Here is a 13,365-nt window from a genome sequence, read left to right on the forward strand (position 1 = left end):
GCAGGGCACATGTCATGCGCCTATCCCTTGACGCATCTGCCCCGCGCCCATAGCTCTGGAACTCAGGTGTGTTCCCTCACACGCCCCGCCTTTAGAATACGGAGTATCAAAATGGCTTTTGAACTGCCTGCCCTCCCCTTTGCTCCCACCGCACTCGCCCCGCGTGGCATGTGCCCGGAAACGCTTGAATACCATCATGGCAAGCATCATCTGGCCTACGTCAACACCCTGAACAAGCTGCTGGAAGACAAGCCCGAATTTCAGGGCAAGTCTTTGGAAGAAATCATTCTGGCTGCCCACGGCAAAGCAGACCTTACGGGCCTGTTCAACAATGCTGGCCAGCATTGGAACCATTCCTTCTTCTGGAACTGCCTCTCCCCCACCGGCGGTGTAATGCCAGAAAAGCTGGCTGCAAAAATTGCCAGCGATTTCGGCAGCATTGACACCTTTAAGGAAGAATTCCGCAAAGCTGCTGTTTCTCAGTTCGGTTCTGGCTGGGCATGGCTGGTTCTGGGTAAGGATGGCAAGCTGGCCATCACCAAAACCCCCAACGGCACCAACCCACTGGCCGAAGGCCAGGGCAAGGCTCTGCTGACCGTGGACGTGTGGGAACATTCCTACTATCTGGACTTCCGCAACCGTCGTCCGGACTACGTCACCAACTTCCTGGACAAGCTGGCGAATTATGAATTCGCTGAAGCCCAGCTGAACGCGGCATAAGTTTTTCCTTATAGGAAAAACATAAAGGCAGTACCTTAGCGGGTGCTGCCTTTTTTATTGGAAACCCTGCTCTTTCAAGATGTTCTGCGGGGGCCATCTACCACCCATGCACGAAAACGCATCACGCCCCCTTGATTGTCTCTCTCAACATTCCAATCTCAATTTATGAAGGATGAGACCACGCTGACATTGCCTGCATGGGATGCCAGCAGGGCCTTCAGTCGCCTGATGTAAAAGGGACAAGAGGGATTATAATGGATATTGCAAAATTTACAGATCGTTCACGCGGCTTTTTGCAGGCTGCGCAAACAATAGCTTTACGCGATTTTAACCAGCAGCTTACGCCAGAGCATCTGCTCAAGGCCATGTTGGATGATAACGAAGGTGCTGCTTCCTCACTTATTCGCAGCGCCGGGGGTAACCCGGAAGCCGTAAAGGCCGCAACCGAGCAGGCTTTGGCAAAACTGCCAAAAGTTCAAGGCAGCGGCGCAGGCCAACCAGCAGCAACACCGGAACTGGTGCGTATTCTGGATAATGCAGAACAAACTGCCCAGAAAGCTGGAGACAGTTTTGTTGCGCAGGACCGGCTGCTTGTGGCCATTGCTGCATCTGACACGCCAGCAGGCCGCGCTTTAAAAGAAAACGGTGCCTCGGTTGATGCACTTGAAAAAGCTATTACGACCATTCGTAAAGGACGCACAGTGACCAGCGAAAACGCTGAAGCCAATTTTGATGCGCTTAAAAAGTATGCCCGTGATGTGACGGAAGTTGCCCTGCAGGGCAAGCTGGACCCCGTTATCGGACGTGATGAAGAAATTCGCCGTGCCATTCAGGTTTTGGCCCGCCGCAGCAAAAACAACCCGGTTCTGATTGGTGAACCCGGCGTGGGTAAAACCGCTATTGTAGAAGGTTTGGCCCAACGTATTGTGAATGGCGATGTGCCCGAAGCGCTGAAAAACAAAAAGCTGCTTTCCCTAGATATGGGGGCACTGGTTGCTGGCGCCAAATATCGCGGTGAATTTGAAGAACGCCTGAAAGCTGTTCTGAAAGAAATTGAATCCGCCGAAGGCCAGATCATCCTGTTTATTGATGAAATGCACACATTGGTTGGCGCAGGCCGTACCGATGGTGCGATGGATGCCTCCAACCTCATCAAGCCGGAACTGGCCCGTGGCACGCTGCACTGCATTGGCGCCACCACGCTGGATGAATACCGCAAGTATATTGAAAAAGACGCAGCCCTTGCCCGCCGCTTCCAGCCGGTCTTTGTAGGCGAGCCTTCTGTTGCAGATACAATCTCTATTCTGCGCGGTATTAAGGAAAAATACGAACTCCATCACGGCGTGCGTATTACCGATGGTGCATTAGTGGCAGCGGCAACGCTTTCCAACCGCTACATCACGGATCGCTTCCTGCCTGATAAAGCGATTGACCTGATTGATGAGGCCGCAAGCCGTCTGCGTATGCAGATTGACAGCAAGCCTGAAGAACTGGACGAGCTGGACCGCCGTATCATTCAGCTGAAGATCGAGCGCGAAGCCCTGAAGAAAGAAGACGATACTGCCAGCAAGGATCGTCTGGAAGCGGTAGAAGCTGAACTGGCTGATCTGGAAGAAAAATCCAACACGCTGAGCGCAGCATGGCATGCGGAAAAGAACCGCGTGAACTCCATTCAGAAACTTCAGGAACAGCTTGATCAGGCCCGTTCTGATGTGGAAGTAGCACAGCGTAAGGGAGATCTGGGCCGTGCATCTGAACTGATGTATGGCGTTATCCCCAACCTGCAGGCCCAGATTGCAGAAGCCCAGAAAACAGAAGAAGAAACCGCTAAAAAGGATGATCTGGTTTCCGAAGCTGTGACAGATCAGAGTGTTGCTTCTGTTGTGTCGCGCTGGACGGGTGTGCCGGTTGACCGGATGCTGGAAGGTGAACGCGCCAAGCTGCTGCGGATGGAAGACGAACTGCGTAAATCCGTGGTTGGTCAGGAACAGGCTCTTAAAGCTGTTTCCAATGCGGTACGCCGTGCCCGTGCAGGCTTGCAGGACCCGAACCGCCCTATTGGTTCCTTCCTGTTCCTCGGCCCGACGGGTGTTGGTAAAACCGAGCTGACTAAGGCTCTGGCTCGCTTCCTGTTTGATGATGACAAAGCCCTGCTGCGTATCGACATGAGTGAGTTCATGGAAAAGCACGCAGTGGCTCGCCTGATTGGTGCCCCTCCGGGTTATGTGGGGTATGAAGAAGGTGGTGTGCTGACAGAAGCCGTGCGCCGTCGCCCCTATCAGGTCATCCTGTTTGATGAGGTGGAAAAAGCGCATGAAGATGTGTTCAACATTCTGCTTCAAGTGCTGGATGATGGCCGCCTGACGGATGGTCAAGGCCGCACGGTGGACTTCCGCAACACCCTTATCATTCTCACCAGTAACCTTGGCTCTGAATATCTGGCCAACCTGCCAGATGGCGAATCGCCCGACATGGTGCAGGCACAAGTAATGAAGGTTGTGCGTGAGCACTTCCGCCCTGAATTCCTGAACCGTCTGGATGAGATCATCCTGTTCTCGCGGTTGCAGAAAGCAGATATGGCCAAGATTGTGGATATCCAGATTGCCCGCCTGCAGAAGCTGCTGGAAGATCGTAAGATCACCCTGCACCTGGATAAACTTGCAGAAGCATGGCTGGCGAACGAAGGGTATGACCCAATTTATGGTGCGCGCCCGCTCAAAAGGGTTATTCAGCGCACATTACAGAACCCGCTGGCCGAACAATTGCTGGAAGGCAATATCCTTGATGGAGAGACAGTGAATATCTCCGCCAATGGTGATGGCCTGCTGATTAACGGTAAAACCGCAGCACAAACGGAAGCCGCCATGTAATTTCTGCTTGGCAGAATGTGTTACACAAAACGGGAAGGCCCTGTGCCTTCCCGTTTTTTTTCAACCCATTGTTAAAGGAATGCAGCATGTCTGAACCTGTGTGGCTGGTATGGGCCAGAGAAATTCAGGCCATTGCCCAAACTGGGCTTACCTATGCGCAGGATCCGTTCGACAAGGAACGTTATGAAATGCTCCGCAATCTGGCCGCGCAAATGATGGCCAAAGGCAGCAATGGAAATGTTCAGAAAATAGAAGATCTGTTTAGCCAGCAATCAGGTTATGCCACCCCAAAGCTGGAAGTGCGCGTTGGTGTGTTTGATAGCCATAACCGTATGTTAATGGTGCGTGAAGTGCTGGACAGCAATCGCTGGACCGTGCCAGGTGGCTGGACAGACGTGAACCTGACGGCATCGGAATGTGCAGCAAAGGAAGTGTGGGAAGAAACCGGCTATACAGTGTACATTACCAAACTGGCCATGGTACTGGATCGCACCCGCCAAGGGCATCAGCCGCCAGAACCTTTTTCCATTACCAAGCTGTTTTTTCTGGGTGAAATAACGGGCGGCACAGCCACCACCAGCATTGAAACAAGCGAAGTTAGCTTTTTTGCACAGAATGATATTCCGCAGGACATTTCAACCGGACGTATTACGCCGCATGAAATCACCCGGCTTTTTGCGCATCATGCAAACCCGGAATTACCCACGGATTTTGACTGAACTGTTGTCTGACATCAGGATACGCACCATAAAACCCTGATGTCAGACACGCCTCTTACGCAATCAAGGGCTGAATATGAGAAAACTGACGCTCAAACCGGGCGCGGTCTTCAGCTGAAAGACGGACAGTCATGTCTGTCTGCTCCTCCTTGTCTTCCCGCTGCACAACTTCACCATGCTGGTAAAGCCATGCCGAGGCTGCACCATCTGCCAAAGGCAAACAATAACGCACCACCTCCATGCCTTGCGTTATACGGGCATCAATACGGGCCAAAAGTGTTTCCAGCCCATCCCCTGTAATGGCGGAAATGGCAATGGTATCTTCTGTTTGCGGAAGGGCTTGCGGGCCACCCAGCAAATCAACCTTGTTCAGCACTTCAATAACACGTTCCGGCCAATCCTGCTCCAGCATGTCATCCTTTGCCATGCCTTCCAGCACGCCCAGCACATCTTTTTTCTGGGCGGCACTATCCGGGTGCGCTACATCACGCACATGCAGGATAATGTCTGCTTCTGCCACTTCTTCCAATGTAGCGCGGAAAGCTGCAATCAGCTCAGTTGGCAGATCACTGATAAATCCTACCGTATCCGACAGGATAACCCGCCGCCCAGAGGGCAGATCAATCGCGCGCATGGTGGGGTCAAGTGTGGCAAAAAGCTGGTCCTGCGCATACACGGTAGCACCTGTTAACGCGTTGAACAGTGTGGATTTGCCCGCGTTGGTGTACCCCACCAAGGCAACCACCGGAAAAGGCACACGCTTACGTGCCTGCCGGTGCAAACCACGTGTACGCCTGACCTGTTCCAGATCCTTTTTAAGCCGCACGATACGATCACCGATCATACGCCGGTCAGCTTCAATCTGGGTTTCACCGGGGCCACCAAGAAAACCAAAGCCTCCACGCTGGCGTTCAAGATGGGTCCACAACCGCACAAGGCGGGAACGCTGATATTCAAGATGCGCAAGTTCAACCTGCAAGGTGCCTTCCTTTGTGGCGGCACGGGCACCAAAAATATCCAGAATAAGGCCGGTACGATCTATAACCTTACAACCGCATTCTGTTTCCAGATTACGCTGCTGGGCGGGGCTGAGCTTTGCATCCACCACCACCACATCAACCTGATCCGCCTTAACAGCAATACGCAGGGAATCCACCTGCCCTTTGCCTAACAGGGTGGCAGACCGCCTGCTGCGCAAAAGCAATATATCCTTGCGCACAATCACCAGCCCAATAGAGGCTGTAAGCCCCACCGCTTCTTCCAGCCGTGCTTCTGCGGCCCGGACATCCTGCCCGTGGGCGGAACGCTCCCACGGCAGAATAACTGCCGCGCGGGTTGCTACTTTCTTTTTCTTTTCAGAGAAACTCGTCGCCAAGAGAAAGGTCCCTGTCTGCCTGCGCATCGGCAGTGTTGGAATCGGAAATATTGACAGGAATGCTGGGCATTACCGTGCTGATGGCATGCTTATAAATAAGCTGGGTTTGTTCATCACGCCGCAAAAGAACAACCTCATCATCAAACCATGTAATAAACCCCTGCAATTTAACGCCGTTAACCAAAAACACAGTAACAGCCGCGCGTGAACGCCGGATCTGGTTCAGAAACGCATCCTGCACGTTATATGCACTCTCTTTTTCCACCGTGTGAGGCCCTATTCCGTTCTCATTATTATATTTAGCCGGACTGCCAGCCTAAAGCCTGCAACCTTGAAACATGTCAGCCCGCGCCCCGTTCCTCTGATGTTACACCAAGCTGTTTAAGTTTGCGATGCAAAGCACTACGCTCCATGCCAACAAACAGCGCCGTGCGGCTAATATTTCCACCAAAACGCAAAAGCTGGGCTTGCAGATACTGGGTTTCAAACAGATCTCTGGCCTCACGCAGGGGAAGCGCCATAACATCTGTTGAGGCATCAAATTTCAGAAGCGCTGGCGCACTTTCCCCCACTGTGGAGGGCAACATATCTGCGCGAATAGGCTCCTGACTGCTGCCGGGCTGCATAATCAGCACGCGTTCCATCAAGTTACGGAGTTCTCGCACATTCCCGGGCCAGTCATAGGCCTGAAGGGCCGCCACAGCATCTGGGGAAAGTTCACGCGTTGGCAAGCCCGCCATTTCCGCAGCCCGGCGCAAAAACATTTCTGCAAGACCGGGAATATCATCCCGCCTTTCACGCAGCGCGGGCATACGCAGGGGCACAACCGCCAGCCGATAATATAGATCTTCCCTAAAACGCCCGGCCATAATTTCGGCCTGCAGATCACGGTTAGTTGTGGCCAGCACGCGCACATCCACTTTTACGCGGGCATCTCCACCCAAACGTTCAAATGTTTGGTCCTGCAAGGCCCTTACAATTTTGCCCTGTGTTTCCAGCGGCATGTCCGCCACTTCATCAAGCAGAAGTGTGCCACCATGTGCACGTTCCAAAACACCAGTACGGCGGCCCACACCTTCAGTGCCACCTTCAAGGCCAAACAGTTCTTCCTCAAACCGGCCGGGGGCGAGTGTGGCGCAGTTAAGTGCAACAAAGGGGCCATCTTCCCGCTTGGAGCGGGCGTGGATCATACGGGCAGCTACTTCCTTGCCTGAACCCGGCCCACCGCTGATAAGTACGCGAGAACCGGTGGGCGCCACTTTTTCTATCTGGTTTCTTACAGCCGCTATCTGGGCACTGTTGCCAAACAGTTCCGTATCCTGCCCGGCCTTTATGCGCAGTTCTTCATTCTCACGCGCCAGACGCGAGGCTTCCAACGCACGCCGCACAATAACCAGCAGGCGGTCTGCCTGAAATGGCTTTTCTATAAAATCGTAAGCACCATGCTGAAGCGCTGCCACGGCGGTTTCGATTGTGCCGTGACCAGAAATCATGACAACCGGAACCGAAGGTTCCTCGGCTTTCATGGCCTGAAGGATGGCCAGACCATCCATATCCGACCCCTGTAGCCAGACATCCAGAATAACCAGTGATGGCCTGCGTGCCCTAAAAGCAGCCAATGCTGTTTCCGCACTAGCTGCTACGCGCGTTTCATAACCTTCATCACTCAGAATGCCTTCAATCAGCATTCTGATATCGGGTTCATCATCAACAATCAGGATTTCATGCGCCATGGTTGTCTTTCACCGACAAAATCAGAGTAGCCACAGTTCCTCTTTCTCCCGCTTTGTCTTCCAGACGCACTGTTCCACCATGATCTTCCATGATCTTTTTCACAATAGCCAAACCTAAACCAGTTCCCTTGGCTTTGTGCGTCACATAAGGTTCCGTCAGACGATTTCTGTCATCCGATGGAAGTCCAACTCCGTTATCTGCCACTTCTATGGCGATATCTTCTGCCCCTTCTTTAATCCGCACCGATACTTCGCCTTTTATGGCAGGCTTTTGATCCGTAGCTTCGCCTTGTCTGGCGGTCATGGCAATGGCATCTGCCGCATTCTGCAAAAGATTGATAAGTGCCTGACTTATCAATCTTCTATCACACCGCGCCTTGGGGCCTTTGTCTGGTATATCCAGATGATAGGCAATTTCGGGGTGTGCATTTCTTTGCAGAACCAGCACCTCACGCACAATACGCGAAATATCCTCATCCTTCATGACAGGCTGCGGCATACGTGCAAAGGCCGAAAACTCATCCACCATACGCCCAATATCACCCACCTGCCGCACAATTGTATCTGCACATTGCGAAAATGTATCAGGGTCAGAGGTAATTTCTTTAAGAAAACGCCGTTTTAACCGTTCAGCCGCAAGCTGAATGGGAGTAAGTGGATTCTTGATTTCATGCGCAATGCGCCGCGCCACATCTGCCCATGCCGCTTTGCGCTGGGCTTGTTGCAGAGCTGTAATGTCATCAAATGTCATCACATACCCTTCGGTTATGGTGCCACGCAGTTCCGCCCCCAAGCGCACCAGTAATGTGCGCTGGCTGGCTGGCTGGCCTATCTGAATTTCCCGCGTGAGCACAGCATCCGGCGTGGCGCGCGCTTCTTGCAACAATTCAGCAAATTCCGGCACACGCTGGGCCAAAGGTTCCCCTATGGCATCCATCAGATCTGTTTGCAGCAACACGCAGGCCGCACGGTTTGGCAGTTCGATATTCTGTTTAACATCCAGCCCGATCACCCCGGCGGAAACACCAGAGAGCACGGCCTCGGTAAACCGCCGCCGTTCATTAATCTGCCCGTATGCAGCCATCAGTTCCGAACGCTGACTGGCCAGTTCTTCTGTCATGCGGTTAAAGGCGCGTGAAAGGCTGGCAACTTCATCATCCCTGTCATTTTCAGGCACATGAACACCCAAATCCCCTTCACTCACCCGGCGCGCCGCCACACTCAGCAAGCCTAGCGGACGGGCAATCTGGTTTGCCAGCGCCAGCCCGATCAACGCAGCGGCGGCAAGCACCAGCAACGCCACCAACGCAAAGATCATGACAAATGTCAGCTGGATCTTGGCGCGGTTGTTGCTGAGCCGCTTATAATCCGCCACCACCTTTTCCGTCCGGTGCATATGTTCCAGAATGGTCGGATCAACCAGCCGGGTAATCACCAGCATAAGCGCTGGCGTTTGGGAAAGTTCCACCACTGCGCGCACTGTGCGTTCATCTGGAGAATCCAGAATGGCCACATCGTTTGAGCGCGCCATAACCGTGGCTGCGGGAGGAGGTAGTTCCTGCAAATACCCGGTGCGGCTCATCAACCCGCCAGCCGCCACAACTTTGTTGGTAATGGGGTCATACACCAAGGCTTCTGTCAGCCCACGCATGGTGGCCTGACTGTCCAGCATTTGCGCCAGAGCATCATGATCCTGAAACAGATCCATCCCGCTGGCGGCCAACTCATTCTGGGCGCTCATGATGTAATTGGCCATTGAGAACGCATCTGTGCGGATATTGGCGTTGTGCTCCACCAAATACCCGCGAGAAGCCTGCAAAGCCTCGTTCAGGGCCGTGTTGACGCGATCTGAAAACCAGATCTGAATTCCGTAATGAAAAAACAGCGTGGCAAACGCGCCCACAACCAGTGTGGGAGCAACAGCCACAATACCAAACAGCGTAACCAGCCGCACATGCAGCCGCGCCCCTGCCAACCCTTTCCGATGCTCACGCACCATGGGGCCGATACGGATGGCCAGCGCTACCACCAGCAGGGCCAATACCATACCGTTTAGAAACAGCAATAGAGGCTCGATCAAGGAGTAATGCCCAAAGGACATTCCGCCTGAAAGCACCACAAATGTGGCAAACCCCAAACACAAAGCCAATGCCGCAAGCGTAATGGCAACGGTTTTACGTTCAAGAGAACGCAAAAGCCAATGCAGGCGCGTGCGGGAAAGAAGGTGCCTGAGGGAGAACAGAAGCTGCTTCATGCCTGAGCGTCAGACTACGCCACGAACAACGGGAATCTCAAGATCTCGAATTTTTTTACGTAGTGTATTTCGGTTCAGGCCCAACATGGCGGCCGCCTTTATCTGGTTGCCGCGTGTTTCAGCCAATGTCATTTGGATCAGGGGACGTTCAACTTCTGCAATAATACGAGCGTGCAGGTCATGCAGCGGCACACCATCGCGGCCGGCTTCCAAATAACGAGCAATATGGCGAGAAACGGATTCAGACAAAGGCTCTGAGGCCATAACGCTATTGGGAATCGGATCATGCGCCAAAGGCTCGGCCAGTTCCGCATCAATCACGTCACCCGTAATGGTTTCCTGAGAATACAGGGCCACAATACGACGGATGAGATTTTCCAGTTCACGCACATTGCCCGGCCAGCGCCAGGTCTGAAGCCTTGTGATGGCGCTTTCATCTAGGATTCTGTAAGTGCCGCCTTCATCCCGACACTGAGAGAGAAAATGCCGTGCCAATAGCGGAATATCTTCCAGCCTTTCCCGCAGGGGCGGCAGGCGCAGCGGCACCACGTTCAGGCGGTAATACAGATCCTCACGGAACGTACCGGCCTGAATGGCCTGCCGCAAGTCTCTGTGCGTGGCTGCAATAATGCGCACATCTGCCCGCAAGGGCGTTGTGCCACCAACCGTTGTAAACTCACCCTCCTGCAATACACGCAACAGGCGGGTTTGGGCCTCCTGCGGCATATCACCTATTTCATCCAGAAACAGCGTGCCGCCTGTGGCTTGCTCAAACCTGCCTGGCATACGGCCTTGCGTGCCCCCGCGTTCATAGCCAAACAGTTCGCTTTCAATCTGCTTACGCGGAATGGCCGCCATATTGACGGCCACAAAGGGCCCGCTCCTGCGCCGACCATATTCGTGCAATGCATGGGCCACCAGTTCCTTACCTGTGCCACTTTCCCCTGAAATCATGACTGTGAGATCAGACGTGGTCAGGCGGGCAATGCTGCGGTAGATCCCCTGCATCACAACAGATTGCCCAATTAAAGGCAAACGTTCTTCTGGCGGTTGATCTGCTGCTGGTTTTTCGGCTTCCTGCACTGGTGTTGTGAGCGCTCTTGCCACAACCGCCAGCAGTTCCTTCAAATCAAACGGTTTGGCCAGATATTCAAACGCACCCCGCTGCGTGGCTTTTACGGCTGTTGTCAGGGTTGATTGTGCGCTCATGACAATCACGCGCAGATCGGGCCGAAATTGGCGAATACGCGTTACCAGATCCAGCCCGCTGCCATCTGGCATGATCACATCCGTAATCACCAGATCGCCCTCACCTTCCTGCACCCATTGCCAGAGCGTGTTGACAGAAGGCGTGGTTTGCACCTGATAGCCCGCCCGCCCCAATGCCTGCCCCAACACGGTGCGAATAGAACGATCATCATCAGCAACAAGAATAGTGGGCAGCGGTGTCATGACGTTTCAAACCAGATCAAAAACTAAAAACAGAAATATTGAACAAAAAAACCAATTATCCCGCGTTGCCCGCATTATCGACAATGGGCAGGAACAAACTGATTTCCGTACAGCCGGGCCGGCTTTCCACCTCAATCACCCCTCCGTGGTCGTCCATCACCTTACCCACCAAGGCTAGCCCCAGCCCGCTACCATTCACTTTGGTGGAAACAAAGGGTTCAAACAGATGTGGGCGCACTGTTTCTGAAATACCCGGCCCCGTATCACGCACAGTAACCACCAGCGGCAGGTGCCGCCATTGCGCTGTGCCCGGCACGGCCACCCGAATACCGGGGCGATAGCTTGTAAGAAGGGTAATTTCTCCTTCCTCACCAGCATTGCGGATAGCCTCTGCTGCGTTTTTTACCAAGTTGAGCAACACTTGCACCAACCTGTCCCGATCTCCCCACACATGCGGCAAGGAAGGATCATAACGCTCCACAATCTTAATGCCTTTGGCAAAGCCATTGCTGGCAAGCAAGCGCACATGCTCCAGTATTCTATGAATATTGAGCGCGCGGAAATCCAACTGGGCTTCACCAAACATGCCCATGCGGTCAACCAGCGCATCAATCCGGTCAACCTCATCACAAATCAGGGTAGCCAGATCACGGTCTGCATCCGTTACAGCCTGTTCCAGTAACTGTGCCGCACCCTTGATACCGGATAAGGGATTACGCACCTCATGCGCCAGCATGGCAGCCAGCCCTGAAACACTGCGCGCCGCAGAACGGTAGGCGAGTTGCTGGTCCAGCATGCGTGCGGCGGAGGGTTCATGAAATGTCAGCAAAATAATGTCCGGGTAATCTGGCACATCAGCTGCCTGAACACTGACCCCTTCATGATGAAAACGCGGAGAACTGAAGTGCAGCTCATGCTCCGTAACGCTCCCACCACGGTGACGCACGTGCTGAAGCAACAGGTAAACCGGGTGATCCTGTGGAACAACTTCTGCCAGCCCACCCTGCCGCAACTGATGGCGGGACATGCCAAAAAACTCTTCCGCCGCCATATTAGCCGCAAGAATTGTATTTTGTGGCCCTATCTCCAGAACAGGAACGGGCAGACTGTCCAGAACAAGCGCCGCATCGGGCTGGGCCACCCCATGCGTTGCTTTTGCCTTCACGCCGCCTGAACCTGATCTTGCTGCTGCGCCATGGCATGGCGGGAAACGCGCGGTTCCCGCACAGCACCAGCTGCAATCTGCTGATCATAAAAATCAGTAATCATGGCAATGGCTTCTTCTGGTGTTTCCACACGGTTAAACGCCGCCCGGAAAGATGCCGAACCATGCAGCCCCGCCGAATACCAGGAGACATGCTTACGCGCCAGACGCAGGCCCGGACGCTGCCCAAAGTGCTCCAGCATCATATTATAATGTTCCAGCACAATGGCTTTTTCTTCCGGCAATGCGGGGTCTGGAATCTCCTGCCCTGTTCGTAAAGCGTGTGCCACCTGCGCCAAAAACCACGGGCGGCCATAACAGCCACGCCCGATCATCACCCCATCTGCACCAGATTGGGCCAAGGCCTCACGCGCATCTCCAACGGTAAGAATATCCCCATTCACGATAACGGGCAGATCCACCGCATCCTTTACATTTTTCACAAAAGCCCAATTGGCTGTGCCGTTGTAAAATTGCTGGCGCGTGCGGCCATGCACCGTAATCATGCGGATACCGACATCCTGCGCAATACGGGCCAGCACAGGAGCGTTCAGATGTTCATGATCCCACCCCATGCGCATTTTAAGGGTAACAGGCACCGGCACGGCCTTTACCACAGCCGCCAGCAAGCGCTCTGCGGCCCCTTCATCCCGCATAAGGGCAGAACCGGCCATTTGGCCAACAGCCACTTTTTTAACCGGGCAGCCAAAGTTGATATCAATCAGGTCTGCCCCACGGCCTACGGCGATACGCGCAGCCTCTGCCATGGCATCCGGGTCACACCCCGCAAGCTGCACGGCATTCGGGCCGCCAGCATCCGCCACCTCCGCCATACGCAAGGTGGTGTCATTTTCACGCACCATTGCCCATGAGGCAATCATTTCAGAAACAACAAGACCCGCTCCCAATTTGCGCGCCAGACGCCGGAACGGCAGATCTGTCACGCCAGACATGGGAGCAAGAATGACGGGCGTATCCAAAACGATACTGCCCAAAGTAATGGGACGCAGGGTGGGTTGCGTATGCACTGTTATTTCC

Annotated in this window: 10 protein-coding genes; 3 read left to right on the plus strand and 7 right to left on the minus strand. The window is 53.9% G+C overall.

Annotated features, from left to right (window positions below):
* The first annotated feature begins 111 nt into the window (after window positions 1-111).
* The 3 genes from CSR02_RS13945 (at window position 112) to CSR02_RS13955 (ending at window position 4,309) form a co-directional block, all read left to right on the plus strand.
* Entirely contained in the window at window positions 112-720 is a 609-nt protein-coding gene (locus CSR02_RS13945) for a superoxide dismutase (RefSeq protein WP_042787583.1), read from the plus strand.
* Window positions 721-974: 254 nt separating this feature from the next.
* Window positions 975-3,590: an ATP-dependent chaperone ClpB gene (gene clpB / locus CSR02_RS13950; RefSeq protein ID WP_099542057.1), complete on the plus strand. Its 2,616-nt coding sequence runs from the start codon at window positions 975-977 to the stop codon at window positions 3,588-3,590.
* A gap of 86 nt (window positions 3,591-3,676) precedes the next feature.
* Entirely contained in the window at window positions 3,677-4,309 is a 633-nt protein-coding gene (locus CSR02_RS13955) for an NUDIX hydrolase (RefSeq protein ID WP_099542058.1), read from the plus strand.
* 55 nt (window positions 4,310-4,364) lie between these two features.
* Here the strand turns inward: CSR02_RS13955 and hflX are convergent, their stop codons facing one another.
* The 7 genes from hflX to dusB all read right to left on the minus strand — a co-directional run bounded on the left by hflX (window position 4,365) and on the right by dusB (window position 13,355).
* Window positions 4,365-5,711 carry a GTPase HflX gene (gene hflX, locus CSR02_RS13960; protein ID WP_042787585.1) on the minus strand — a complete coding sequence of 449 codons (1,347 nt, stop codon included), beginning with the start codon at window positions 5,709-5,711 and terminating at the stop codon, window positions 4,365-4,367.
* Window positions 5,665-5,949: an RNA chaperone Hfq gene (hfq, locus tag CSR02_RS13965; protein ID WP_003624011.1), complete on the minus strand. Its 285-nt coding sequence runs from the start codon at window positions 5,947-5,949 to the stop codon at window positions 5,665-5,667. The genes hflX and hfq overlap by 47 nt, the downstream gene beginning before the upstream one ends.
* A 76-nt stretch (window positions 5,950-6,025) precedes the next feature.
* Window positions 6,026-7,417 (minus strand): nitrogen assimilation response regulator NtrX, encoded by a 1,392-nt coding sequence (ntrX, locus tag CSR02_RS13970; RefSeq protein WP_042787586.1) that lies wholly within the window; start codon window positions 7,415-7,417, stop codon window positions 6,026-6,028.
* The gene (locus CSR02_RS13975; RefSeq protein WP_099542059.1) at window positions 7,407-9,671 is read right to left on the minus strand and encodes a sensor histidine kinase NtrY-like; all 2,265 of its coding nucleotides are present in this window, start codon (window positions 9,669-9,671) and stop codon (window positions 7,407-7,409) included. Before CSR02_RS13975 ends, ntrX begins: the two co-directional genes overlap by 11 nt.
* Window positions 9,672-9,680: 9 nt before the next feature.
* A complete protein-coding gene (ntrC, locus tag CSR02_RS13980) occupies window positions 9,681-11,123 on the minus strand; it encodes a nitrogen regulation protein NR(I) (RefSeq protein ID WP_099542060.1) in 1,443 nt (480 codons plus the stop codon).
* A gap of 55 nt (window positions 11,124-11,178) precedes the next feature.
* Window positions 11,179-12,288, minus strand: a complete 1,110-nt coding sequence (locus CSR02_RS13985) for a two-component system sensor histidine kinase NtrB (protein WP_042787589.1) — start codon at window positions 12,286-12,288, stop codon at window positions 11,179-11,181.
* Window positions 12,285-13,355 carry a tRNA dihydrouridine synthase DusB gene (gene dusB, locus CSR02_RS13990; RefSeq protein ID WP_042787590.1) on the minus strand — a complete coding sequence of 357 codons (1,071 nt, stop codon included), beginning with the start codon at window positions 13,353-13,355 and terminating at the stop codon, window positions 12,285-12,287. The genes CSR02_RS13985 and dusB overlap by 4 nt, the downstream gene beginning before the upstream one ends.
* Window positions 13,356-13,365 lie beyond the last annotated feature (10 nt).

The sequence above is a fragment of the Acetobacter pomorum genome (assembly GCF_002738225.1).
Classification (GTDB): Bacteria; Pseudomonadota; Alphaproteobacteria; order Acetobacterales; family Acetobacteraceae; genus Acetobacter; species Acetobacter pomorum.

What these genes read in the sequence shown, in the direction of transcription:
- CSR02_RS13945 (WP_042787583.1), top strand. Translation starts at nt 112, where the DNA reads ATGGCTTTTGAACTGCCTGCCCTCCCCTTTGCTCCCACCGCACTCGCC.
- clpB (WP_099542057.1), top strand. Translation starts at nt 975, where the DNA reads ATGGATATTGCAAAATTTACAGATCGTTCACGCGGCTTTTTGCAGGCT.
- CSR02_RS13955 (WP_099542058.1), top strand. Translation starts at nt 3,677, where the DNA reads ATGTCTGAACCTGTGTGGCTGGTATGGGCCAGAGAAATTCAGGCCATT.
- hflX (WP_042787585.1), bottom strand. Translation starts at nt 5,711, where the DNA reads ATGCGCAGGCAGACAGGGACCTTTCTCTTGGCGACGAGTTTCTCTGAA.
- ntrX (WP_042787586.1), bottom strand. Translation starts at nt 7,417, where the DNA reads ATGGCGCATGAAATCCTGATTGTTGATGATGAACCCGATATCAGAATG.
- CSR02_RS13975 (WP_099542059.1), bottom strand. Translation starts at nt 9,671, where the DNA reads ATGAAGCAGCTTCTGTTCTCCCTCAGGCACCTTCTTTCCCGCACGCGC.
- ntrC (WP_099542060.1), bottom strand. Translation starts at nt 11,123, where the DNA reads ATGACACCGCTGCCCACTATTCTTGTTGCTGATGATGATCGTTCTATT.